Here is a 24,981-nt window from a genome sequence, read left to right as displayed (position 1 = left end):
GCCAAGATAAACACTTCCTGCGTCGGTCCATTGTAACATAGGTAAGGTAGCCTAGCAACCGGAACTTCTGCTTTTTTCTTTCCGAATTACCTACCGAATTGACGGATGTTTCTATTCATATAACTTTTTCTGTAAATATATCGTAGTATGCGCCTTGCCTTTTTTTATAAGCCGAGTACAATGAACCTATAGTCAGCCTTCTAAACAATGTCATTGGAAAAGAGGAGCCTACCATGAAAACGCTAAAAGAATTTAAAGCAGAACAGATGAAAGATAAAGAGTTCGCTCGTGCCTATGAAGAATGTCATGCCATGCCGCTCTTTAACGATGCTATACCTTTAACCGATACTAAGTACTTCCCCGATTTTACTCAATCCTTTATCCAGACTGACACAAATGTTTTTATTAATACTTTATACAAGCTAGTACCGGGCAAACCACCGGTACTCCTTCTCCACGGCCATCCGGAAACTCATTTGATTTGGCGTTTTATGGCCAACAAATTAACAAAATACTACTCTGTTATTATGACTGATTTACGCGGTTACGGAGATAGTTCAAAGCCGCAAGGTCTTCCCGATCATTCTAATTATTCAAAACGGATAATGGCCCAAGATCAGATAGCGGTAATGGAAGAACTTGGTTTTTCTTCATTTCATATCGTAGCCCATGATCGTGGTGCCCGCGTAGCCCATCGCTTAATCGCCGACCATCCGCAAGCAGCCATGTCCTGCACGTTAATGGATATTCTTCCTACTTACGAAATGTATGAAGACACCAACAAGGAATTTGCCACAGCGTATTATCATTGGTTTTTATATATTCAACCTCACGGATTACCGGAAAAATTGTTAGCTGCCGATCCGGATTTCTTTATTCATTTCAACTTGGATAAAAAGGTAAGCCCTGCTGCACGTCATCGCTTTTCAGAGGATGTATTAAATGAATATATTCGTTGTTTCTCCGATCCGAAGACGGTTCACGGCATAGCCGAAGACTATCGTGCATCAGCCTCCATCGACATCCAATACGATGTAGAAGACATCAAAAACAACGTAATACTTCATACTCCACTCCTAGTTCTCTGGGGAAATAACGGTATCGTTGGTAAGCTATGGGATGTAGTAGCCGGTTGGAAAGAAAAAGCATCGAATGTCGTGGGCTACGGCATTCCTGATTGCGGTCACTTTGTTCCCGAAGAGCAACCTGAATTTGTCTTGGAAAAGCTTCTTCCCTTTTTGCGTAGCTACGATAAATAAATGGTTCCTTTCTCGCCTTCATCGCATCATCAACGGAAGAGATCCATCCGTTAATATACATTAGAAGACATCCATTCGCTAACGCAAGTCATAAAAGCCCCCGTAACTAGTACCCGTACGAAGAAATCTGGCAGCCAACAGGACTGCCTAACAAAAATAATCTCTTTTCTTACTCATCAAACACGGTAATATCCTCACCGTCCAAAATACGATTAATGTTTTTCACGGCGCAGAAGTTACCGCACATACTGCAGGTATCTTCCTTTTCCGGCTTGGAGCTTTCCCGATAGCGATGCGCCTTCTCCGAATCGATAGCTAACTCAAACTGTGCCGGCCAATCAAGAACGCGCCGTGCTTCCCCCATCTTGTAGTCCCATTCGATAGCGCCGGGAATTCCCTTGGCAATATCCGCCGCATGGGCCGCTATCTTCGTAGCCACAATGCCTTCCTTTACATCCTCCAGGTTCGGCAAACGCAAATGCTCCGCCGGCGTTACATAGCACAAAAACGCTGCGCCGGATGCCGCCGCCAATGCCCCGCCGATGGCAGACGTAATATGATCGTAACCGGGCGCAATATCCGTTACGATAGGTCCCAACACGTAGAACGGTGCCCCGTGACATAATGTCTTTTGAATTTCCATATTCGCCGCTACCTGATTAAGCGGTAAATGACCGGGCCCTTCGATCATAACCTGTACGTTCTTATCCCATGCGCGCTTCGTCAATTCGCCGAGGGTAATCAGCTCTTCGATTTGCGCCGCATCCGTACCATCCTGTAAGGATCCCGGACGGCAAGCATCGCCGAGGCTCAAGGTTACATCATGGGCCGCGCAAATATCCAGCAGCTCATCGAAATATTCATAAAACGGATTTTCGCGGCCGGTCATCTCCATCCACGCAAACATAATCGACCCTCCGCGGGATACAATATTCATTTGCCGCTTATTCTTCTTGAATCGTTCCGCCGTAGCTTGATTGATACCGCAGTGAACGGTCATAAAATCCACGCCGTCTTCCGCATGCATGCGCACCACATCCAGCCACTCTTCGGCAGTAATGTCCTTCAGCGCCTTATGGTAATATACCACCGCATCATAAATGGGCACGGTCCCGATCATAGCCGGACACTTCGCCGTTAAATGGCGACGGAACACCTTCGTATCACCGAAGGAGCTAAGATCCATAATCGCCTCTGCCCCCATATCTACGGCCGTCTGCACCTTTTGGTATTCCATATCAAGATCCGTAAGATCCCGCGATGTGCCAAGGTTAACATTGATCTTTGTCCGCAGCATAGAACCGATGCCTTCCGGACTGAGCGCACGGTGATGCACATTGCAAGGAATGATTACCTTGCCCTCCGCTATAAGGCGACGAAGTGTCTCCGGTTCCATATGTTCCTTTTCGGCAACCACTTTCATTTGCGGCGTAATAAGGCCTCTGCGCGCTGCGTCCATTTGTGTAGTAAATTTCATAGTGAGTCTCCTCCTGTAACAAACGACTACGCACCACTTCACCGGAAGTGATGCAACAAAAAAGAGAGGCCCTGATGAAGGGGACCTCCCAAAAATGTCTGTCCGTTTGCTTCCTACGTTGGCATTACCCACATCAGGTTACGGGTCGAAGCGCTAGCTTCCTCTCAGCCGACTCCATTGTCAGCTCCCCGGATTTTTAGTTCGCTTTCAGTATAAAAGTAAATATTTTTTCTGTCAACAAGACTATGCTACCATCTATTGCAATCCACCAAGTATAAAAAGTTCGTCCTGTACAAACCCACCCCACTTCTAACTAAATTAATACCTCGTTTTGATAGACTGTTGAAGACAAAATAATCTCTACCGGCAACGCTATACAAAGTATACAAAATCCTATACAACATCATGGGGGTGACAACTTTCTATATCTATCCGTCATACGCATGGATGCCGGTATACGACTGTATTTCCTTGTCAAGTCGCTACGCCCTTACAGATTTCTCATAGAAATGCCACCGAACTTGCATAAGGCTATGCCAATTTTGCGGTTGTCTAATCACGATATTGATAGTATAATTTACGTTGTCTTTTTCACTATATTGTGGATGGATATAACTTTATATAAAACAACCTACTATATATTGATTTTAAATTTAGCCGTATAATTGCGATACGTACCGCCGTTACGGGCTTCTTTGGTCAATGCGTAGGTTATGTATTTGTGTATATATCATCATGTAGTACCCTCGCTTCGGCAGGGGTATTTTGTTGTCTAACAAGTAAGGAGGATCTACCGGCAATGGGAATAATGATTAAAAAACGTGACGGACATTACGAGCCGTTATCCGTCGAAAAAACAAAAAAGATGATTGCCTTCGCTTGCCTGGGGTTGGAAGAAACCTGTGACCCTATCGAGCTGGAAATGGATAGTAAGCTGCAGTTTGTAGACGGCATGAGTACGAAGGAAATTCAAAAAATCCTCGTGCAAACCGCTATCGAAAAGGTCATCCAAAAAACCGACGACGGTTTCGGCAACATGGTCAATCGCATGAATCAGGATTGGCAGTTCGTCGCCGCTCGTCTGTTCCTGTTTGACCTATACAAGGAAGCCGCTATTAATCGCAAATACAAAGCCTTCGGTTACGGCAACTTTACCGCGCTTGTACAAACCTTGGTAGAGAACGGTCGTTATGCTGACTTCTTCCTTACCGAGTACTCGCCGGAAGAATTGGAAGAGCTCGGCGATTACATCAAGCCGAAGCGCGACTATCTGTTCAACTACGAAGGCATCAAGCTCTTGGCCGACCGCTATTTGGTAAAAGGCTATGACAAAGAAATTTACGAATTGCCGCAGGAACGCTTCATGGCCATCGCCATGCATTTAGCACTGATTGAAGGAGATCGCAAGGTAGAGTTTGCCAAAAAATTCTACGATCTCATGAGCCAGTTAAAAATGACTACCGCTACGCCGACCTTGGCCAATGCAGGTACGCCGTTCCATCAGCTGAGCAGCTGCTTCATTTCCGGCGTTGACGACAACCTGTGGTCCATTTACGATGTAAACTGCAAATTCTCGCAGGTGTCCAAACACGGCGGTGCCCTGGGGATTTACCTCGGCAAGGTGCGTGCACTAAACAGTGACATCCGCGGCTATAAAAATTCCTCCGGCGGCGTTATTCCTTGGGTTCGCCTTTACAACGATACGGCCGTTGCCGTTGATCAGCTAGGCAAACGCAAAGGCGGCGCTACGGTGACCCTTGATATTTGGCATAAAGACTTTTACGAATTCGTTGAGCTTCGCACCAATAACGGTGACGATCGCCGTAAAGCCCACGATATTTTCCCGGCCATTTCCATTCCGGATATTTTCATGGAGCGCTTGCTTGCCCGCGAACATTTCACTCTGTTCGACCCGCATGAAGTAGAACGGGTCATGGGATTTGCCTTGGAAGACTTCTACGACTCTGACGACAAAAAAGAATTTACCAAGCACTATCTCATGTGCGAACAGAGTCCGGACCTGCACGGCATCGAAGTAGCCGCTTTGGACATGATGAAGAAAATCATGCGCAGTGCCGTAGAAACGGGAACGCCTTTTATTTTCTTCCGCGATACCGTAAACCGCATGAATCCGAACAAGCATGCCGGCATGATTTACGCCTCCAACCTGTGCCACGAAATTGCACAGAACGTAGGCTTCTCCAAACAGGGCGGTGAAACCATTCATCCGGACGGTTCCATTACGACCACCACGATTACCGGCGACATGGTTACCTGTAACTTGAACTCCATCAATCTCGGCAAGATTACCGATGAAGAGTTGGAAGAAAACATTCGCCTCCAAATTCGCATGTTGGACAATGTTATTTCCATCAACCAGTTCCCGGTATCGGAAGCCCGCGTTACCAGTGAAAAATATCGCGCCATCGGTCTCGGCACCAGCGGGTACCATCACTACTTGGTGCGTCACAACCTGACTTGGGAAAGCGATGCCCATATCGAAGCAGCGGACAAGCTCTTCGAAGACATTGCGTACTACGCCATCAAGGCATCCATGGAGTTGGCCAAGGAAAAGGGGTCCTACCCGGCCTTTGAAGGATCCGAATGGCAAACCGGTAAATACTTTGAACGCCGCGGTTATACATCGCCCCGTTGGCAACAGCTAAAGGCGGACGTCGCCAAGTACGGTATGCGCAACGGCTACCTCATGGCCATCGCCCCTACGGGTAGCACGTCTAACATTGCCAACACCACCGCCGGTATCGATCCGATTTTCAAAAAATTCTTCATCGAAGAAAAGAAGGGCAGCTTCACACCAAAGACCGCACCGGATCTCGATAACAGCACCTTCTGGCTTTACAAAGAAGCGCACACCATTGACCAGCAGTGGAGCATCAAGGCCTGCGCTGCCCGTCAGCGTCACATCGATCAGGCGCAATCCTTCAATTTGTACATTACACCGCAGATGAAGGCCAAAGAAATTCTCGACCTCTATGTAGAGGCCTATAAGCAAGGCGTTAAGACGATTTACTACATTCGCAACCAGTCTCTTGAAATGGACGAATGCACCAGCTGCTCGTCTTGATGACACCGGTCGCCCTCACGCATCCGCTTGCGAGTACTGCACACAGTAACCGGTCCTCCGGAGGATGCCGAGCACAGTGACTACTCCTTTTGATAGCACTAGGCGCGGTGCCCAAGCTATATTATAATAAAAGTAACCGTATGTACGGGCAGTGTTTCACTGCCCGTCTGTTTATCTGATACCCATTACCTAGAAGGAGGTTCTTCCTAATGGATAAAAAATTAATATTCAACGAACACGGCGATCGTGGTACGGAAAGCATGATCGGCGGCAATACTACTAACCTGCGCGAATGGAACCGCATCAAATACGATTGGGCCAATACATTGTATCGCACCATGCTCAACAACTTCTGGATTCCCGAAGAAATTTCTTTAAACGAAGACGTTAAGCAGTTTCCTTATTTGACGGACAGCGAACGCCGCGCCTTCGATAAAATTATTTCCTTCTTAAACTTCCTCGACTCCATTCAAAGTGAAAATCTGCCGAACCTGAGTCGCTACGTAACGGCAGCCGAAGTAGCTTCGCTGCTCAACATCCAAGCGTTCCAAGAAGAAATTCATGCCCAAAGCTATTCGTACATTCTCGACACCGTAACCAATCCGATCACCCGCGATCAGATTTACGACGAATGGCGCACGGATGAACACTTATTGAATCGAAACCGCTTTATCGCCGACATCTATCAGCGGTTCAGCGACGATCCGTCGGAACATAATTTCATTCGCACCATTATGGCCAATTATATTTTGGAAGGCATTTACTTCTATTCCGGTTTCAGCTTCTTCTACACCTTGGCCCGCCAAGGCAAGATGACGGCTACCAGTACAATCTTCAAATACATTAACCGCGACGAAGTAACGCATCTCATTTTATTCCAGAACATCATCAAGGAACTGCGCACGGAGCGACCGGAATTATTTACACCGGAACTGGAAGACGAATTAGTCGACATGCTGCGCCAAGGTACGGAGCATGAAATCGCATGGGGTCAGTACATTACGGATGATAAGATTTTGGGCATCAACAATGTCCTTATCGAACGCTACATTAAATACCTGGCTAACCTGCGTCTCGATGCGATCGGCCTCAAGCCGCTCTACCCGGACATCAAGGAAAATCCTATGGCTTGGATTGAAAGCTTCTCCAATCTGAACAGCACCAAGACGGACTTCTTTGAAGCGAAGGTAACCAATTATACGAAAGCAGCCGCCTTCGACTTTGACGACTTGGAATAAGCATTGGTTTGAAAAATTTTTTGTTTTTCTAAAAAATACACTTGCTTTTTATATGCGTATGGCGTTACAATATTGCCAACACTTAAGCAAAAGGAGCGTGAATACGATGCATAACCGAGTAATGAGCAGCCCATACTTTTTTTGGTATTACTTCTTTACCAACTCTATTGGTAAGGATTGTTTGGGCTGCGCTAAAACTTCGGTTAAGTAATCCAACGCGCTTATAAAGCCAAAAGGCTACCCGTACATCCTTACGGGTAGCCTTTTTATTTTGCTGTAGCGTGTAACTATATTGTGTAGAATAGTAGAATGGTACATTGTTTTGGAGGTCATAACCATGATTGTAACAGTAAAACAAAACGCAAGAGAAGAAGAGATTCAGAGTTTAATTTTATGGCTGGAGTCGTTCGGCCTGCAGGTGCGTACATGGATTGGGGAAAAATATACCCTTATCGGTTTAATCGGTGATACCTCCTCTCTCGACGGCCGACTCATCGAGTCTATGCCGGTAGTAGAAAAAATTACGCGCATTCAGGAACCGTACAAAAATGCAACGCGTCGCCTTCATCCGGAAGATACCGTAGTCGATGTAAGCGGTGTTAAAATCGGCGGTGGTCACTTCGCTATGATCGCCGGCCCGTGCTCCGTAGAATCTCGCGAACAAATTATTGATATTGCCCAACAGGTAAAAGCATCCGGTGCTACCATCCTTCGCGGCGGTGCGTTCAAACCTCGTTCCTCCCCGTACTCCTTCCAGGGCATGGGGGCCGACGGTATTGAATTATTGTTAGAAGCAAAAAAAGAAACGGGACTGCCCATCGTATCGGAAATTATGGACATTTCCCAGTTGCCCCTATTCGAAGACGTAGACATGCTGCAAATCGGCGCGCGCAATATGCAAAACTTCACCTTGCTCAAGGAAGTGGGCAAATTGGATAAACCGGTCCTCTTAAAACGCGGTCTCAGTGCCACATACGAAGAGTGGTTGATGGCAGCAGAATACATTATGAGCGAAGGCAACCATCAGGTAGTGCTTTGCGAACGCGGCATTCGCACCTTCGAAACGAAAACGCGCAATACCTTGGATGTCACCGCCATTCCCATGATGCACGAGCTGACGCATTTACCGGTAATCATCGACCCCAGTCATGCCGCCGGCATGAGCCGCATGGTACATCCCTTATCCTTGGCCGCGACCGGTGCCGGTGCAGACGGTTTAATCATTGAAGTGCACAACAATCCGGCCAAAGCATTATGCGACGGACCGCAAGCCTTGACACCGGATGCCTTCGATGAAGTCACTCGCGATGTAACAGCTTTGCGCAATGCGCTTCGCCGCTAGGAGGCTCTCATGAAAGCTTCACTGCATCACCCAACGAACGAATCGGTCACAGCAACGCACACCGCCGGCACGGAAGCACCGGCGCTTCACAGTGACACGCGGCGCATTGTGGTTCATACCGAGCCGGCCTATACCGTTCACATCGAACACGGTCTGTTAGCCACCGTCGGTCATCATATGCGTGCGTTGGCCGTAGCCGGTCATCCTGTCATCATTACCGACACCCATGTGGGACCTTTATATGTGGATAGCCTCGTAAGCAGCTTACAAGCCGCCGATTACGAGCCCTTGGTATATACCTTGCCGGCGGGGGAAGAATCAAAAAGTCCGGAGCAACTACTGCACATACTCAACTTTTTAGCCGATCACTGCATAACACGCCGCGATGTTCTCATTGCCCTCGGCGGTGGAGTTGTCGGTGACATTACCGGCTTTGCCGCTGCCACTTACATGCGCGGCATTGCGTACGTGCAGATTCCCACGTCGCTATTGGCTATGGTCGATTCCTCCGTAGGCGGTAAAACAGCGGTTAATTTACCGGCCGGTAAAAATTTGTGGGGTGCCTTTAAACAGCCTCGTGCCGTATTTTGTGATCCCGATGTGCTTCACACCTTACCCAGGGAAGAATTCATCGGTGGCTGCGGTGAAGTTGTGAAGTACACCTTTCTGGATAATCCGGCCTTACTGGGCTTGCTTACTAAGGAGCCGTTAACACCACAAAGCTCACATCTGACCGATGTCATCGCCCACTGCGTTGCCGCCAAGGCACGCATTGTAGCGGCGGACGAAACGGAACAAGGGCAGCGCCAATTATTAAATCTCGGTCACACCTTGGCGCACGGCTTAGAAAAATACAGTCATTACACGATGCCTCACGGCTACGCCGTTGCCATCGGGATCGCCTTGATGGCTCATTTGGGATTCACCCATTACGGTCTGCCTGCCGAAGAATATCGGCAGCTCATCGAACTGCTCCGCGCTCATCATCTACCGGTGACGACCGAGGTGCCGCTGGACTATGTATTGGAAGCTGCCCGTCACGACAAAAAAAGTCACGGTCTTGATGTGACTATTATCGTACCTACATCACACGGTCACAGTGAACGCATCACTGTACCGCATGCAACCTTGGCCGAACAATTAACGGCCTCCTTAGCCGATGTTTGATTACTATACCATTAAGCAACACATAGTATTTTTAACATTGGATGAGTCTATAATCGGATCAGCCTGCCGTTGATGTATACATCGTACCCTTACTATTCAATTAGTAGGTACACATGTAATTGAATTGGCATGTAGGTATATAGTATATAATTGATTACTGTATATTACGTTATTATACGTTACTAAAGGAGATGAACTATGCGCACCATTACGGCTGCTATTCCCGGCGGCACAATTAAGGCCATCCCTGCGAAGGCTCATGCGCACCGCGCTCTTATGGCGGCCGCGCTGGCAGACTCCGCTTCTCATATACGATTTCATCGCTCGTCTCGCGACATCGATGCTACCATAGATTCCCTGTGCGGCTTAGGCGCTACCATCGAACGAACCGAAGACGGTGTTCGTGTGCATCCTATTACAACGCCAGCTTCACCGGGGCAAGTACGTCCCCATGAATCGGGTACCACCTTACGTCTGTTACTTCCCGTGGCCGCTGCTTTATGCCGCACCACCGAAGTCGATGCAAAAGGTCGTTTGCCGCAGCGTCCGTTAGAGCCCTTACTGGGACAGATGAAAGCACACGGCGTTACCTTTTCCAAGGATGCGCCTCCCTTCACCATGACAGGACTCCTTTCGGGAGGTACCTTCTCCATGGCCGGCAACATTAGCAGCCAATTCTTCTCCGGTTTGCTTCTCGCCGCTCCGCTGATGGGGGAAACTACCGTCATCAGTGAAGGTCCCTTGCAGTCGCGTGATTACGTGCGCCTAACCATTCGCGTCCTTCAGGATTTCGGCGTCACCGTCAACGTAACCGGCGATACCTTTCATATTCCCGAAGGCAGTCACTATCACGGTGTAAAGGACTATGCCATCGAAGGGGATTGGTCGAACGGAGCCATTTGGCTCGTAGCTACGGCACTGACCGGGCAAACCTTTACGGTAACCGGACTCACTGCCGATTCCGTACAAGCCGATCGCCGCAGTGCCGCCATTATCGAGAAAGCCGGCACTACCTTAACTTATACTGCCGAAGGACTTACCACCACCGGCAAAGCTACCCTGCCGCTTAACGTAGATTTAGAGCAATGTCCGGATTTGCTTCCCATCTTGTCCATCTTAGCTTGCGGCATCGAAGGACGAAGCCGCTTCTTCAATGGCGCGCGTTTACGTCTCAAGGAATCCGATCGCCTGGCAGCCATGGCGGAGATGATTACCTCCCTCGGCGGCAGTGCTCACATCGACGGCGACACGCTGTATGTAAACGGCACCGGCCGACTTACGGGGGGCCGCGCCCATTGCTATAATGACCATCGCCTTGTCATGGCCGGCACGTTGGCGGCCCTCATCAGTGACAATCCCGTCACCCTCAGCGACAGCGAAGCCATTACTAAATCGTATCCGCAATTCTTTGATGATTGGCAAGCGTTAGGAGGTAACAGCTATGAGCTCTGATTTCGGTACTCACATTCACATATCCACCTTCGGTACATCCCACGGCACCGCTATCGGTGCCGTCGTTGACGGACTTCCCTGCGGACACACCATTGATTTGGAAGAACTGCGCCGCTTTATGAAGCGCCGCGCTCCCGGTCAAAGCTTAGTCACCACACAGCGCAAGGAAGCAGACGAACCTATATTTCTATCTGGCATCGTAGACGGTATGCTCAGCGGATCGCCGTTAGCCTTTTATATTGCCAATACCAATCAGCAATCGGCAGATTACAATAATTTGCGCGATGTACCGCGCCCATCGCATGCCGATTATACGGCGCGCGTGCGTTACGGCGATAGCGTGGACATGCGCGGCGGCGGTCACTTCTCCGGTCGTCTTACGGCACCACTATGTTGTGCCGGCGGTATTGCCTTACAGCTTCTCGCCAAGGAAGGTATTCGCGTAGGTGCGCATCTACGCCGCTTAGGCACGGTGAACGATGACGAAGTAAGCTACACCGCGCCCGATATGGACGCCCTTCACAAGGCTGGCTTTGAAACCGTTGCCATGCTATCCCCTACGGCTCGCCTGAACGCTATCAATTTACTGGATCGCCTGCGGAACGATTCCGATTCCACCGGCGGCATCATTGAAGTATTTGCCACCGGCATCCCCGCCGGTATGGGCAATCCTAACTTTGACGGCATCGAAAATCGTATGAGCCGTGCCATCTTCGGTATTCCCGGCGTAAAAGGTGTTGCTTTCGGCACCGGCTTTGATGCCTGTGATCATCTGGGCAGTGAAGAAAACGATCCCTTTGTATTGGAAGACGGCATCGTAAAAACCATAACCAATCACTGCGGCGGTATCCAAGGCGGTATTACCAACGGTATGCCTATTGTCTTGCGCGTAGGTATGAAGCCTACCGCTTCGATTTCAAAACCACAGCCCAGCTTCTCCTTTGAAAAGCAGGAAAATACGTCCCTCTTAATTAAAGGTCGTCACGATCCGTGCATTGCCGTGCGCGCTGTTCCCGTTGTGGAAGCCGTCGTGGCCCTCGTTCTGTTAGACTTTTTAGTAGAAATAAAAAAGGAGCTGCGTTAACCAATGAGTCATACACCGGCCTTCGGACTGCTGGGGCGAACCTTGGGTCATAGTTATTCCCCCGAGATTCACGCAGCCCTGGGCAATCCCGTTTATACCTTATTTGAAAAAGAACCGCATCAGCTGGAACGCTTCTTAGCCGATCCGGAGCTGCGCGGTATTAATATCACCATTCCTTACAAACAAGATGTCATGCCCTATTGTACGCGTCTATCCGATACGGCCAAAAAAATAGGCTGCGTAAACACCATGGTCCGCCGCCCTGACGGTTGGTTCGGGCATAACACCGACTACAACGGCTTTGTATTTTTATTAAAGAACGCCGGCATCGACGTAGCCGGCAAGGATGTTCTTATCCTCGGCGACGGTGCAACATCCGGTACAATCCACACGGTAGTAACCGATTTAGGGGCCGCTCATACCACACATGTATCACGCCATAACGCCCCGTTCTATGAGGACATTGCCGACTTTTACGATACTGCACAAATCATCATCAACGCCACTCCCGTAGGCATGTATCCCAAATCACCGCGCCGCCTCATAGATATTCGCCCCTTCAAACACTTGGAAGGCGTAGCCGATGTCATTTATAATCCGTATCGCACGCAGCTTCTCATCGATGCCGAAGAGATGGGTATTCCCTACAGCGACGGGTTACCCATGCTCGTTGCCCAAGGCGTGTACGCTGCAGAATTATTTATGAATACACAGTTTCCCATCGAACGCATTCGCGAAATGATTACCGCCATGCGCTCGGCACAGGAAAATATTATTCTCATCGGCATGCCCGGCGTGGGCAAGACAACTATCGGCGAAGCCTTAGCCAAAGAGACCGGTCGTCCTTTACTTGACTGCGATGCCATCTTTGAAGAACGCTACGAACATCCGTCACAATACATTAAGAATCACGGCGAACCCGCCTTTCGCGAGAAGGAAACAGAAATTCTAAATGATGTGTGCAAAGAAACCGGCGCTATCATCGCCACCGGCGGCGGCGTTATCACCCGTCCCGAAAACTATGCGTTGCTTCGCCAAAACGGACGCATCTATTGGATTCAGCGACCGTTGGAATCATTGGACACGGCGGATCGCATTCTCTCCACCGGCGGTATCGGCCGACTTCGTGAACTGGCTCGCGTGCGCTATCCTTTATACGAAGCCTTTTCGCAAGCCCAATGTGACTGCACCGATGCCATGGCCGCCGTGCGCTTCATCAAGGAGGAGTTTTATGAACATTTTAATCATCAACGGTCCTAATATCAATCTGTTAGGACTTCGCGAACCACAGCTGTACGGCAGCACCTCCTACCCGGCCCTCTTGGAGCGCATCAAAGCCCATGCGAATCATTGCGGCGTAACCGTTACTTGCCAGCAAAGTAATCATGAAGGGGATTTAGTCGATTATATCCAAGCTGCCTACGGCGTATACGATGGCATCGTCATCAATCCCGCCGCCTATACGCATACATCGGTAGCCTTGCTGGATGCACTAAAAGCTGTCGGCATTCCCACGGTGGAGGTGCATATCACCAACCCGTTGGAACGCGAAGACTTCCGACACATATCCTATGTAGGCTACTATGCGGAAAAAACCATCCGTGGTCACGGCTTGGATGGTTACATCGAAGCCATGGATTACCTCATTGAACGCTACGGGGGATAAGGTAAGCATTTAACTATGACGACTCTACCCTAATTGAATGACTAATACGGAGGAGTGTTATGTTATGAAAAAAATTATATCCATCTTAAGTCTATTTATTATGTTAAGTTGTACAGGCTTGGCTCAAGCAAAATTACCAACTATTGTTTTACCGGTAGGAGAAAATTATATTCTGGGTATTACTCATTACATACCTGAAAGTCAATTGATTAATTATATCGGAGAACCAACAGAGCGGTATCATGGTAATATTAATGTCAATGGCATGTATAAGGGGCCAGATAAAAACAAAGGCGGATTTAATTCTGTTGTAGAAGATAAAGAGATTTTATTTTATAAAGGATTAGGTTTTATTGCCGGTCGTTTTACGAACGATCCAACTCATAAGAAACTTGTGATAGCCACCGTAATTATTGATCGTAGTGCAGTTACAAAAAGAGGATTAGCCGTCGGTGACAGTGAAACAAAATTATTAAACTTATATGGTCAACCCACAGATTTGGATGTAGAAGGTGGCACCGGATATGTGGGAAATCACAAAATAAAGTATGAGTTAATATATAGGTATTCTGTTTCTACTGGTAATGGTGTTATGGATTCCGTATCCCTTGATATGTATGTGAATAAAGGAAAAGTCGTAGCCATTACAACCACGTTATAATACCCGCAAAACAAATAAGTTAACCCCTTACTGAAAAACCGCTATAACATTAGATAACTCTAGTGTTATAGCGGTTTTATATTTTTATTCCAAAATTCCAACAGCTACCAAGCAACTAACACTAATCTATTTTCTATTTCAAACTCATCTATGCACACGGATTAATTTTTGGTCAGTGTTTAGCTAGTTTGGTCAGTGTTTGGTTAGTTGTTTGGTCAGTTTTTAGTTAATTTAGTCAGTTGTTTACCTACCATAAATCACCGGTTACATCTGTATTTTCTATCACAATATCGGTTACTCGGTTATTGTCGTTGTAACCAAAGGTAATACCTGTACGATTACCCGAAGGATGGTCTAGAGAACCGTATATCCAGGCTTGTTTTTCTTTAATAATAAAATCCGGTGTTCCGTATACCTCATACACTTTTTCGAGAGAATCACCTACGGCAACACCCCTGGCAGTTGTAGCATCCCTATTGGTTAGCACTATGTTGGCAACTGTTGCATTATTACCTCGACCAATTAGACCAAAAGCAATCCCACCATACCTGATTATTGCAGACAGGCCATGCTTTTGATTTTCCCAACTGTCCGGCTTCCCCAGGCTTTTTATCACCGCAGATACCGGGGTACCAATATTGACACCAATAACATTCATATCCGCCGCACTCGGCGCTGTACCGAACGATTTCCCATAATCGGCACGAGTGAGTGTGTACTTAGGACCGCTCGGTAATGCAGCATCAGCAACTGTTGTTGCTCCAATAAATCCGACCAATCCCATAACACCAAACAACGAAACTATCCATTTAGATTTCACTTCATTTCCCCCTCTCTCCCTAGGAGCTATCTGCTATGATCTCTATACAATGTTCCCTTGTTTAATTAATTGCTAGAGAATATTGAACCTTAACTTACATCATAAACGCCTAGAAAGCACACCGTTATAATCATCCTACTTATTTTTTATAATCACCTTGCACAACTGAATCACCGGCATCGGTAAATACGTAGTCCGTAATATCCCATTTCTTCGTATCCACGTATTTCTTTTGGAAGTAATCCTTAATGTGCTGCTGCATTTCTTTCTTGAACTTCGTCAAGTCTCCGTTTTCTACAGGAGCCATTGTCTGATTACCGGAAATTAGATTACCTGTCTTACTGTCTAACGTAAATTCAGTACCTTCGTCCGTATATAGCTTGCCATCCCGTTCCGTCATCTTGACCGCTTCCATATCCGTAGGAAGATGTTTAAATTCAAAATCTATTTCTACCTTTGGCATTACACCTGCCGCGTTAGGCTTCTCCGGAATCATGGACAACCAATAGAAAAAGCGATCACCTTTGGCATATTCTTCTTCGTTCAACAATTTAATATCTTTCTTCACATATTTATATTGTCTGAACGTAGATTCATAGGTATGCTCACTTTTCTTTGTCATAGTAATGACATACAGCATATCCGAATCATAATTATAATCGACATTCTTCTTATTCGGTTGCATCACATACGCCCATGTGCCTTCAAAATTAGTGGACGATAAGGAGCCACAACCGCCGAGTACCAACGCACACAGCATGAGCACCATAGCAATGACTACACTTATGTATTTTCTCATCTATAACTCCCCCTTATGCAGCCGCTTGTCTGCGACGGTACCATACAAAACCACCGGCTACTACAACGATAGCCAAAACACCGCCGATGATCATCCCCCACGAACCGGATTTCTTAAATTGGAATTTAATCGGCGTACCTTGTGCGAACACAATAGTATCATCGCTCTTCACCATGCCCTTGCCTACGCTTTCTTTAATGATGGTACCCGGTACGGTAATCGTCGTCGTTCCCGATGCTTGTCCCAAATTAAACATGTACACATCCGGATCGTCGCCATACGGATAAATTACATTAATCGCTTTGTCTCCATTGCTGCGTCCAAAAGCAATCTTACTAATCGATGCTAATTCGTCTTTGTTGGCAAACTTCGTTTCCAGTTTCCAACTTTGTGAACGCATTCCCGGCGTATCTCCGCTGATTTCTTTACCCGTTGCATCTACCGGTACCAGCTTAATTTTTGTCACATCAATGGATTGTGTACCTTCCTTTTTATCCGCCACCGCACTTAAAATATCGTCTTTACTGATCGGTGCCGGCGCTTGAATGGTAGCTTGCCAACTGCCACCAAAATCGGAATCCACCTTAATCTCCGATGTCACCTGCGCACAACCGGCTAGCAGCAGCGCCATAACAAATACACACAATAGCATGAGTCGTTTCATAACATCCTCTCCTTACATAAAACAAGTTTCTATACCAAATAGTATATTTAATTATGCTTTTAGTGTATCATCAGATGTCGAGTGGTTCAACCTCAATAAAAATTATCAGCAATGACACTATGTATCTATATCTGTAGTTTCTTATATTATAGTAAGTTTCTTCTTATATATCTGGATAGATAAAAATTATATTGATAGGATGGTTATGTATCGCAATAACGAAGTTCTTACAATAAACAGCTCCTCTTAATTTATATTTTAAAGTGAATATCTTTCTAGCTTCTTCTGTACAATATCCATTCCTTTCCATAGTCCCTGATATGTTGGACTATTATAGCCTGAGTTATCATGCATATAAAAAGGAGTCCAACTATTACCGGCATTATAAGAAACATATGCAATATCTTTAATAAAAGGAGGTAATACAACTTTCTTATCATCTATATCCACACCGTGCATTCCATGCCCATCCTTCATTTCCGGGATATAAAACCATATTACCTTTGGCACTTTAACCTTTTTTACATTTTCATTCCCTGTAGACGCATCATAGGAAAAAGAAACCCCCACTTCACTTTGAGCCCAAACTACCCCACCATGCTCAGAAATATATTTTATTACCACAGAGCTTGTATCAAGATAAGTAGCATAATCCATATGTCCATAAAGGATCGGATATGAAGTATTCCCATATAAATATTGCGGATAATTTGCAGCCATAACAGAGGAAGCTGATAACACAGCTCCTAAAATCAATGTTGTCCAAACTTTTTTCATAATCATACACACTCCTATCATGATCTAACAACTAGCAGAATATATTTACTCCCTCCATCACTACCCCCTACCATGTTTACTTACAATTTTTCGATAAACAATAAACTTATACATATTTACCAACTACAATACACTTATTTTATGACTTTACAATAACTCATCAGTCAGTAATTATCAAGTTTCTTTGTATCAATAAAGCCTTCTTGCATCACACTAGCAAGAAGGCTTTATTTTAAAATTCATATAACTAACTCATACAACTGTATTTTCTATTATGATTAATGACTGTCTCTTCTATCATGACGTGAACGACAATCAATGTTCCTAACCGCCCGACCCTTATGTCACCTATCGCAGTTGATGACTAAGCCATCTCGCCGATGACTTCTTTCAAAATCCCCACGGCTTTTTTCAGTGTATCCCGAGGAATATTCAGCGCCGGCAATAACCGCACTTTATTTTTGGCTGTCAGCACCACTACACCACGGTTCAGACATTCTTTTGCTATTGTTTTTGCATCGGCTGTGGTTTCAATCCCCACCATCAAACCCATACCGGAAATGCTGAGCACGCCGGGTGCTCCGGTTAATGCTTCGCGAATGTACCGTCCCTTTGCTTTCACTTCGCGTAACAAGGCATCATCGATACGGTCGATAACCGAAATAGCTCCGGCTGCACAAATCGGGTTGCCCCCAAAGGTAGAGCCGTGACTGCCCGCATCAAGCACGCCTTCGGTCTTGTCGTTAAACATGGTGGCACCCATGGGAAGTCCGCCGGCAAGGCCCTTCGCGGTTGACACGATATCCGGTGCAATGCCAAATTGCATGTAACTGTAAAGAGTGCCTGTCCGTCCGTTCCCGGTTTGCACTTCATCTACCACCACCAAGATGTCATGCGCCGCCGCATAGTCTGCCACCTGTTTCACATACCCGGCATTCAAAGGCATAACGCCGCCTTCGCCTTGAATCATTTCCATCATAATAGCGCATATAGATGAATCCGAATCCACCAATTGTTTAAAGGCATCGAAGTCATTGGCCGGTACATGTGCAAATCCTTTGGTGAAGGGATGGAAGTGCTGATGGAACACGTCCTGTCCCGTAGCTGCCAAGGTGGTAATGGTTCGTCCGTGAAAGCTGTTCACCAAGGTAACTACCGTCGTCCGTTCGTCGCCGTATCTATCAGCAGAATATTTTCGCGCTGCCTTAATGGCGCATTCGTTAGCTTCCGCACCGGAGTTAGAGAAGAATACTTTCTTCATGCCCGTCTTTTGACATAGCTTTTCTGCCAAGGTTGCCTGTGGCAATGTATGATACAAATTCGATACGTGATTCAGCCTCTTCACCTGATGAATGACGGCTTGTTGCCATAGGGCATCACCGCTGCCGAACGCAGTCACGCCGATGCCGGATCCTAAATCAATGTATTCCTTTCCCATCGTATCGTATAAGAGCACGCCGTCACCTTTTTCAAAGCACACATCAAAGCGTCCGTATGTATGAGCAATATAGGTTGTATCCAGTTCTTTATAGGATGGTGCACTTATAGGGGAAGGCGCTTCGTCCGCTCCGCCCATATCGTACGCAAACGAGGGTTCCGTATCTGTTGATGTCGTATGTTCTCCGGCACCGTATAGCGTAGTATCCGTCATTATAACCATTATCGGTTCGTTTATTTCCATATATCCCATGTAACTCGCCTCTCTTTATTCTTTTACAAACATGGTGCCCAAACCTTCGTTGGTAAGCAATTCAATCAGTATGGCATGCGGGATTTCACCATTGATAATAAATACTTTCTTTACCCCTTTTTGAATGGCTTCGATACAGCATTCCACTTTGGGAATCATCCCTCCTGCAATAACGCCGTCCGCTACCAGCTTGGTCGTATCCGCTTCGGTCAGCTTCGGCACCAGTGATGTGGGATCGTCCTTATTGAGCATAACGCCGTCAATATTTGTCATGGCTACCATGCATTCCGCTTGTAAAGCGCCGGCAATGTAAGCGGCCACCGTATCGGCGTTAATGTTATAAATCGTGCCGTTATCATCGACACCGACGGAAGCGACTACGGGGATATAGCCATTATCCACCAATGCTTTAATCAGTCCCGTGTCAATGCTGTCGATAGTGCCTACTAAGCCCAGGTCTTCACTTTTTTGATGCACCTTAATCATAGCACCGTCGACACCGCAAATGCCGGTAGCCTTGCCGCCAAGGCTTGCAATGTGTGCCACCAGGCTTTTATTCACGCGCCCAGCCAATACCATTTGCACCACATCCATCGTGGCTTCATCGGTAACACGCAGGCCGTTTTTAAATTGTGAGGCAATCCCCATCTTGCCCAGGGTATCGTTAATGTCCGGCCCACCGCCGTGAACTAGTACGACTTTAACTCCCACTAATGAAAGGAGCAACAAATCCTGCATGACGGATTGTTTGATTTCTTCGTCAATCATGGCATTGCCGCCGTATTTTACTACCACATAGGTGTTCGTATATTCTTTAATGTACGGTACCGCTGCGGTCAACAACTTGGCCCGCATTGCATTTGATATTTCATTCATTGTCATAGTTCTTCCCTCTGTCTTTTCCATATACCTAAGCACTGTATCAACTGTTCGTCCATTCATGGTTCTTTTCTGTGATAAACAATACGCCCCGAAGCGCAAAGGCTCGCTGCGTACTTTCTTTTTCCTCACGCACTACAATGCCAAGCCCGTTGTTTCCGGCAAGCCCAACGCAATGTTCATACACTGCACCGCCGCACCGGATGCGCCTTTGCCAAGATTATCGAAGATGGCATGGACAACCACGCGGTCCTCGTTGCCCGTGACTTTAATGATCATACTATCCTTACCGCTGTTGGTGTTTGCTGCCATACAGCCTGCATTGCCCTCATTGCTGAGTGACTCCACCGTTATCAGCTTCGCCTCTTTATAGGCAGCTTTCAAGGTACTTTCTACATCCGCCGCCGTACCGTGTAAAGCCGCTGTCTGAAATCCGATGCTGACGATCATACCACTGTAGTAATCATCGACGATGGGCATAAAAATCGGCGGCATACCGAGGCCCGTATGATGAACAACTTCCTTCAGATGTTTATGCATCTGCCCCATGCCGTAATGACGCGGTGCATATAAGTCTTGCGACTTATCGGCGCTTTCATAGTCGGCAATCATCGACTTGCCGCCACCGCTGTACCCGGTTAAGGAGGTTACCGTCACCGGATAGGTGGCCGGTACGATGCCCGCCTTTACCAGAGGATGAAGAATGGCTACCATTCCGCTGGCATGGCAACCGGGTACGGCAATGTGTTTCGTCGTAGCAATGCCTTTGCGATAGTCGTCGCTCAATTCGGCAAAGCCATAGGCCCAGCCCGGCGTCGTTCGATGAGCCGTGGAGGCATCGATAATGCGGCAAGGCAACTCACCGATGGCATCGACTACGTCGTTAGCCGCCGCATCCGGCAAACATAAAAAGACAACGTCCGCTTCTGCAGCCAAATCCGCAATTGCCGTTTTATCTTTACGCTTCTCTTCATCAATGGTAAGCACCTCTACATCCGGTCGCGCCGCCAATCGTTCGTAAATACGCAGTCCCGTCGTTCCTGCCTGTCCCACGATAAATACTTTGTGCATTGCTGTCGCACTTGTCATTACCTTTTCCTGTGCCCCCGTCATTACTGTCATTCCTCTCTTTCTATTTCAACGGATAGTCGCCGTAGGTAGCAACCATCACCGCTTTAATCGTATGTAATCTGTTCTCTGCTTCTTCAAATGCCAACGACTGTTCGCTTTCAAACACATCGTCGGTAACTTCAATGCCATCAAGACCGAAGCGTTCAAAAATATCCTTGCCCACCTGCGTATGCGTATCATGAAAGGCCGGTAAGCAATGGCAGAATTTTGTTTGTGCCTTACCGGTCATCGCCATCATGTCCGATGTAATGCGGTACGGCGTAAATTGTGCAATACGTTCGCCCCACAGTTCGTAAGGATCACCCATGGTTACCCACACTCCGGTGTAGATGACATCCGCATCCTTCACACCGGCAGCCACATCATCTGTCCAAGTAACCGTGGCGCCCGTTTCCTTCGCCACCGCTTTACATGCCTTTACAAAAGATCCTTCCGGGAAATATTCCGCCGGACCTACCAATCTAAAGTTCATCCCCAGCTTTACGGCACCGGCCATCAACGCATTGCACATATTGCATTGACCGCTGCCTACATACACAAAGGTTACTTCCGATAAGGGTTTGTCCAATTGCTCCGCCAAGGTGAGGAAGTTAGCCAATGTCTGTGTCGGATGATCCGCATCGGTTAAGCCATTCCATACCGGCACGCCGCTGTAATCGGCCAAAAGCTCTACCGATTCCTGGGCAAAGCCGCGGAATTCAATGCCGTCAAACATAGCGCCCAAGACACGCGCCGTATCCTTTATGGATTCCTTTTTGTTCATCTGGCTGCCCGTCGGTCCCAAATAGGTAGTGTGCGCTCCTTGATCGGCAGCTCCTACTTCGAAAGCGCATCGCGTCCGCGTGGAATCTTTTTCAAACACAAGAGCGATGTTCTTCCCTGTCATGAGCGGTACTTCGCAGCCGGCTTTTTTATCTGCTTTGAGCTTTGCCGCCAAAGCTAAGAGATAGGTAATTTCTTCCGGCGACAAGTCCAACAATGTTAAAAAGTTGTGCCCCTTCATCGTATTCGCCATGCTTATAAGCGAGCCGTCCGCATCGGTTACGCCTATATTCTTCCACGCCTTATGCATCAGTGCATATGCTTGTTGTTTCCCTTGTAAGCCTTCTATATGTAATGTCATCGTAATCCCTGTCCTCTCTGTTATCTAACCTAAGGTGTATCTGTTCTCAGTCTGCCGATTTTGTTTCTAAAAGAACATCCGCCGCGGCTCCGCACATAACGGTGACGCCGGTTTTTAAAATTGTTTCATCAATGATAAAGCTAGCATTATGTAACGCCAGACAGCCTTCGTAGCCGGTGCCGAGCCAGAAAAAAGCACCCGGTTTTTCGGCAATGTATGAAGAAAAGTCTTCCGCACACATCGACGGATGTTCCGGAGTAACTGCCGTAATTCCATATGATGCGGCTACCTTGCGCAGTCGCTGTGCGGAAGCGGTATGGTTCACCGTTGCGTCGTGGCCGCGTTTATAGGTTAGCTCGGATGTAGTATGGAAAAGCATATCCAGTGCTTGCAGTGATTCAGCTAGGCGCGTTTCAATATAATCGCGCTTCGCCGGTGCAAAGGTACGGCATGTCCCTTCCAGCGTAACCTCACCGCAGCCTACGTTATATCGATCGCCGCCGTTAATCGTGCCTACCGTAACCACGATGCTTTCCATCGGATCTGTTTCACGGGCCACAATGGATTCGATGCCCGTAATCCAATTCGCCGCTGCCACAATCGCATCAATACCATTGTGCGGTTCCGCACCATGCGTGCTCTTGCCGGTGATAGTTACATAAAAATGATCCGACGCTGCCATCATCGCTCCGTCACGCACACCTACCGTACCTACCGGCAATCCCGGCCACACATGAAGTCCAAAGATTTCATCCACTTCATCCAGTACACCGGAAGCCATAATGTTCTTGGCTCCGTTAATAAGCGCTTCCTCTTCTGCCGGCTGGAATACAATATACACGCGACCCTGCAAAAAATTCTTTACTTTGTTCAGTACAGCGGCAGCTCCCAAGGCAATGGCCATATGACTGTCATGACCGCAAGCATGCATCACGCCATCATGGTGCGATGCAAACTCCACACCTGTCTGTTCCTTCACCGGCAATGCATCCATATCGGCTCGCAGTGCCACTGTCTTTCCCGGCTTGCCGCTGTCGATACAGGCCACTACGGCATGACCGAATACCTGATCATTGTACGGAATTCCTAATGTATCCAACGTTTGCTTTATGTATAGCGATGTGTTCTCTTCTTCGCCGGATAGCTCCGGATGTGCGTGTAAATAGCGTCGCCACTCTACTACCTTAGGCTCTATGAAAGCAACTCCTTCTTTGATTAGTGCCTGTATGTCTTCATGGTTACTTCCATGATTGCCTTTATTCGTATCTATTTCTTCATGTGTTCCTTCATACGCTGTCATTTACGTTACGCCTTCTTTCTTGTGATCAGCCATTCGCGGCTATTTATTTTTATAATCAGTTTTGTATTTTTATTCCAACGTTAGCGTAATTCTAGCACTACCCAAAGAATAATGCAAGCATTATTTTATATTTATTCAAAATAAAATGAATTTTTATAAAACAAAAGGCCTTCGATAAAATCTCGAAGGCCTTGTTAATTACAGATATCCTATGAAGTTACGTACACCATATAACGCCATACATTATGCAAAATCATACGTATCCTATAAAATTATGTACATCATGTAAAGTCGCACGCATCCTATAAAACCATAGGCATACTTTAAAATTGTACATATCATGTAAAGCCACAGGTATGCTATAAAATAAAAAAGCTTTCGGCCTACACCGAAAGCTTAGATTGCATGGCGGAGAGAGTGGGATTCGAACCCACGGTGCGTTGCCGCATCACTGGTTTTCAAGACCAGCTCCTTAAACCACTCGGACACCTCTCCATACCTTGTCATTGTATCAAACTACAAAGTTCTTTGTCAATGAAAAACACCGATACAAAAACTCCCGCCGGAGCTTAGTTGCTCCAACGGGAGTTCTCTTGGAAAGGAATTATTATATATGGATCTCATGCAGATCCTATAGCACTACGTTATTACAACAGTACTGCCGTAATATGCACCATAACCACAATCGACAGCTTACGCTTCGATAGCAGTTACAACGCCGGCGCCTACAGTGTGGCCGCCTTCACGGATAGCGAAACGAAGACCTTCTTCGATAGCGATCGGAGTGATCAATTCGATATCCATAGTGATGTTATCGCCAGGCATGCACATTTCAGTGCCTTCCGGCAAGTTGATAACACCGGTTACGTCCGTTGTACGGAAGTAGAACTGCGGACGATAGTTGGAGAAGAACGGAGTATGACGGCCGCCTTCTTCTTTCGTCAATACGTACACTTCAGCTTTGAACTTAGTGTGTGGATGAATGGTACCCGGTTTAGCAAGAACCTGGCCGCGTTCGATGTCTTTACGGTCAACACCGCGAAGAAGAGCACCAACGTTATCGCCGGCTACTGCGGAATCCAAAGTTTTGCGGAACATTTCCAAACCGGTTACAACGGACTGGGACGGTTTTTCCTGCAAACCAACGATTTCAACAGTGTCGCCTACTTTGATTTCGCCACGTTCAACACGGCCGGTAGCAACCGTACCACGACCGGTAATAGTGAACACGTCTTCGACCGGCATCAAGAAGGTCTTATCGGTGTCACGTTCCGGAGTCGGAATGTATTCGTCAACAGCGTTCATAAGATCGATGATCTTATCAACATATTTCTGATCGCCTTCGAGGGCTTTCAAAGCGGAGCCTA

At 47.1% G+C, this 24,981-nt stretch carries 21 protein-coding genes and 1 tRNA gene; 10 read left to right on the top strand and 12 right to left on the bottom strand.

Annotated elements, in window-relative coordinates; genetic code table 11:
- Window positions 1-233: 233 nt before the first annotated feature.
- Window positions 234-1,259 carry an alpha/beta fold hydrolase gene (locus tag G344_RS0100110; protein WP_244869470.1) on the top strand — a complete coding sequence of 342 codons (1,026 nt, stop codon included), beginning with the start codon at window positions 234-236 and terminating at the stop codon, window positions 1,257-1,259.
- A gap of 169 nt (window positions 1,260-1,428) precedes the next feature.
- On the opposite strand, the gene thiC is transcribed toward G344_RS0100110, so the two are convergent.
- The gene (gene thiC / locus G344_RS0100105; protein ID WP_028254409.1) at window positions 1,429-2,736 is read right to left on the bottom strand and encodes a phosphomethylpyrimidine synthase ThiC; all 1,308 of its coding nucleotides are present in this window, start codon (window positions 2,734-2,736) and stop codon (window positions 1,429-1,431) included.
- Window positions 2,737-3,535: 799 nt separating this feature from the next.
- On the opposite strand from thiC, the gene G344_RS0100100 reads away from it, so the two are divergent.
- From G344_RS0100100 to G344_RS0100060, 9 genes are all read left to right on the top strand, one after another.
- Window positions 3,536-5,821 (top strand): ribonucleoside-diphosphate reductase subunit alpha, encoded by a 2,286-nt coding sequence (locus G344_RS0100100; RefSeq protein WP_028254408.1) that lies wholly within the window; start codon window positions 3,536-3,538, stop codon window positions 5,819-5,821.
- A gap of 209 nt (window positions 5,822-6,030) precedes the next feature.
- Entirely contained in the window at window positions 6,031-7,059 is a 1,029-nt protein-coding gene (locus G344_RS0100095) for a ribonucleotide-diphosphate reductase subunit beta (RefSeq protein WP_028254407.1), read from the top strand.
- A 337-nt stretch (window positions 7,060-7,396) separates the two neighbouring features.
- On the top strand, window positions 7,397-8,401 hold the full coding sequence (gene aroF, locus G344_RS0100090) for a 3-deoxy-7-phosphoheptulonate synthase (protein ID WP_028254406.1): 1,005 nt from the start codon (window positions 7,397-7,399) through the stop codon (window positions 8,399-8,401).
- A 9-nt stretch (window positions 8,402-8,410) separates the two neighbouring features.
- Window positions 8,411-9,568, top strand: coding sequence for a 3-dehydroquinate synthase (aroB, locus tag G344_RS0100085; RefSeq protein WP_083963019.1), 1,158 nt, complete (start codon window positions 8,411-8,413; stop codon window positions 9,566-9,568).
- 198 nt (window positions 9,569-9,766) lie between these two features.
- Window positions 9,767-11,020, top strand: a complete 1,254-nt coding sequence (gene aroA / locus G344_RS0100080) for a 3-phosphoshikimate 1-carboxyvinyltransferase (protein ID WP_028254404.1) — start codon at window positions 9,767-9,769, stop codon at window positions 11,018-11,020.
- On the top strand, window positions 11,010-12,104 hold the full coding sequence (gene aroC / locus G344_RS0100075) for a chorismate synthase (RefSeq protein WP_028254403.1): 1,095 nt from the start codon (window positions 11,010-11,012) through the stop codon (window positions 12,102-12,104). Before aroA ends, aroC begins: the two co-directional genes overlap by 11 nt.
- Before the next feature lie 3 nt (window positions 12,105-12,107).
- Complete coding sequence (locus G344_RS0100070; RefSeq protein WP_028254402.1) at window positions 12,108-13,364, top strand: shikimate kinase; 1,257 nt, start codon at window positions 12,108-12,110, stop codon at window positions 13,362-13,364.
- A complete protein-coding gene (locus G344_RS0100065) occupies window positions 13,336-13,770 on the top strand; it encodes a type II 3-dehydroquinate dehydratase (protein ID WP_028254401.1) in 435 nt (144 codons plus the stop codon). Before G344_RS0100070 ends, G344_RS0100065 begins: the two co-directional genes overlap by 29 nt.
- 64 nt (window positions 13,771-13,834) lie before the next feature.
- Entirely contained in the window at window positions 13,835-14,431 is a 597-nt protein-coding gene (locus tag G344_RS0100060; protein ID WP_028254400.1) for a hypothetical protein, read from the top strand.
- Window positions 14,432-14,678: 247 nt separating this feature from the next.
- Here the strand turns inward: G344_RS0100060 and G344_RS10290 are convergent, their stop codons facing one another.
- The 11 genes from G344_RS10290 to G344_RS0100005 form a co-directional block, all read right to left on the bottom strand.
- Window positions 14,679-15,251: a hypothetical protein gene (locus G344_RS10290; protein WP_051245587.1), complete on the bottom strand. Its 573-nt coding sequence runs from the start codon at window positions 15,249-15,251 to the stop codon at window positions 14,679-14,681.
- Between the two features lie 139 nt (window positions 15,252-15,390).
- A complete protein-coding gene (locus G344_RS0100050) occupies window positions 15,391-16,050 on the bottom strand; it encodes a hypothetical protein (protein ID WP_028254399.1) in 660 nt (219 codons plus the stop codon).
- Between the two features lie 13 nt (window positions 16,051-16,063).
- On the bottom strand, window positions 16,064-16,714 hold the full coding sequence (locus G344_RS0100045; RefSeq protein WP_028254398.1) for a YajG family lipoprotein: 651 nt from the start codon (window positions 16,712-16,714) through the stop codon (window positions 16,064-16,066).
- Between the two features lie 258 nt (window positions 16,715-16,972).
- Entirely contained in the window at window positions 16,973-17,491 is a 519-nt protein-coding gene (locus tag G344_RS0100040; RefSeq protein ID WP_156886115.1) for a hypothetical protein, read from the bottom strand.
- A gap of 364 nt (window positions 17,492-17,855) precedes the next feature.
- Entirely contained in the window at window positions 17,856-19,067 is a 1,212-nt protein-coding gene (locus G344_RS0100035) for an acetylornithine/succinylornithine family transaminase (protein ID WP_051245629.1), read from the bottom strand.
- A 129-nt stretch (window positions 19,068-19,196) separates the two neighbouring features.
- Window positions 19,197-20,057: an acetylglutamate kinase gene (gene argB, locus G344_RS0100030; RefSeq protein ID WP_028254395.1), complete on the bottom strand. Its 861-nt coding sequence runs from the start codon at window positions 20,055-20,057 to the stop codon at window positions 19,197-19,199.
- Window positions 20,058-20,195: 138 nt separating this feature from the next.
- Window positions 20,196-21,182 (bottom strand): N-acetyl-gamma-glutamyl-phosphate reductase, encoded by a 987-nt coding sequence (gene argC / locus G344_RS0100025; protein ID WP_244869469.1) that lies wholly within the window; start codon window positions 21,180-21,182, stop codon window positions 20,196-20,198.
- Between the two features lie 10 nt (window positions 21,183-21,192).
- Entirely contained in the window at window positions 21,193-22,194 is a 1,002-nt protein-coding gene (gene argF / locus G344_RS0100020; RefSeq protein WP_478201829.1) for an ornithine carbamoyltransferase, read from the bottom strand.
- 166 nt (window positions 22,195-22,360) lie between these two features.
- The gene (locus tag G344_RS0100015) at window positions 22,361-23,614 is read right to left on the bottom strand and encodes a M20 metallopeptidase family protein (RefSeq protein ID WP_083963018.1); all 1,254 of its coding nucleotides are present in this window, start codon (window positions 23,612-23,614) and stop codon (window positions 22,361-22,363) included.
- A gap of 406 nt (window positions 23,615-24,020) precedes the next feature.
- A tRNA-Ser gene (locus tag G344_RS0100010) sits at window positions 24,021-24,109 on the bottom strand.
- Between the two features lie 198 nt (window positions 24,110-24,307).
- The coding region (locus G344_RS0100005; protein WP_028254391.1) for an EF-Tu C-terminal domain-related protein at window positions 24,308-24,981 on the bottom strand (674 nt) is incomplete at its 5' end.

The sequence above is a fragment of the Veillonella magna DSM 19857 genome (genome assembly GCF_000428745.1).
Taxonomy (GTDB): Bacteria; Bacillota; Negativicutes; order Veillonellales; family Veillonellaceae; genus Veillonella_A; species Veillonella_A magna.
The sequence above is the reverse complement of the archived record's forward strand: the minus strand, read 5'-3'. Positions and strand labels throughout refer to the sequence as shown.

Coding starts and splice junctions, on each gene's coding strand:
- G344_RS0100110 (WP_244869470.1), top strand. CDS start 234: ATGAAAACGCTAAAAGAATTTAAAGCAGAACAGATGAAAGATAAAGAG.
- G344_RS0100060 (WP_028254400.1), top strand. CDS start 13,835: ATGAAAAAAATTATATCCATCTTAAGTCTATTTATTATGTTAAGTTGT.
- aroF (WP_028254406.1), top strand. CDS start 7,397: ATGATTGTAACAGTAAAACAAAACGCAAGAGAAGAAGAGATTCAGAGT.
- G344_RS0100050 (WP_028254399.1), bottom strand. CDS start 16,050: ATGAGAAAATACATAAGTGTAGTCATTGCTATGGTGCTCATGCTGTGT.
- G344_RS0100015 (WP_083963018.1), bottom strand. CDS start 23,614: ATGACAGCGTATGAAGGAACACATGAAGAAATAGATACGAATAAAGGC.
- aroA (WP_028254404.1), top strand. CDS start 9,767: ATGCGCACCATTACGGCTGCTATTCCCGGCGGCACAATTAAGGCCATC.
- G344_RS0100070 (WP_028254402.1), top strand. CDS start 12,108: ATGAGTCATACACCGGCCTTCGGACTGCTGGGGCGAACCTTGGGTCAT.
- G344_RS0100100 (WP_028254408.1), top strand. CDS start 3,536: ATGGGAATAATGATTAAAAAACGTGACGGACATTACGAGCCGTTATCC.
- aroC (WP_028254403.1), top strand. CDS start 11,010: ATGAGCTCTGATTTCGGTACTCACATTCACATATCCACCTTCGGTACA.
- G344_RS0100045 (WP_028254398.1), bottom strand. CDS start 16,714: ATGAAACGACTCATGCTATTGTGTGTATTTGTTATGGCGCTGCTGCTA.
- G344_RS0100095 (WP_028254407.1), top strand. CDS start 6,031: ATGGATAAAAAATTAATATTCAACGAACACGGCGATCGTGGTACGGAA.
- argB (WP_028254395.1), bottom strand. CDS start 20,057: ATGAATGAAATATCAAATGCAATGCGGGCCAAGTTGTTGACCGCAGCG.
- thiC (WP_028254409.1), bottom strand. CDS start 2,736: ATGAAATTTACTACACAAATGGACGCAGCGCGCAGAGGCCTTATTACG.
- G344_RS0100035 (WP_051245629.1), bottom strand. CDS start 19,067: ATGGGCGGAGCGGACGAAGCGCCTTCCCCTATAAGTGCACCATCCTAT.
- argC (WP_244869469.1), bottom strand. CDS start 21,182: ATGACAGTAATGACGGGGGCACAGGAAAAGGTAATGACAAGTGCGACA.
- G344_RS0100040 (WP_156886115.1), bottom strand. CDS start 17,491: ATGAAAAAAGTTTGGACAACATTGATTTTAGGAGCTGTGTTATCAGCT.
- argF (WP_478201829.1), bottom strand. CDS start 22,194: ATGAAGGGGCACAACTTTTTAACATTGTTGGACTTGTCGCCGGAAGAA.
- aroB (WP_083963019.1), top strand. CDS start 8,411: ATGAAAGCTTCACTGCATCACCCAACGAACGAATCGGTCACAGCAACG.
- G344_RS0100065 (WP_028254401.1), top strand. CDS start 13,336: ATGAACATTTTAATCATCAACGGTCCTAATATCAATCTGTTAGGACTT.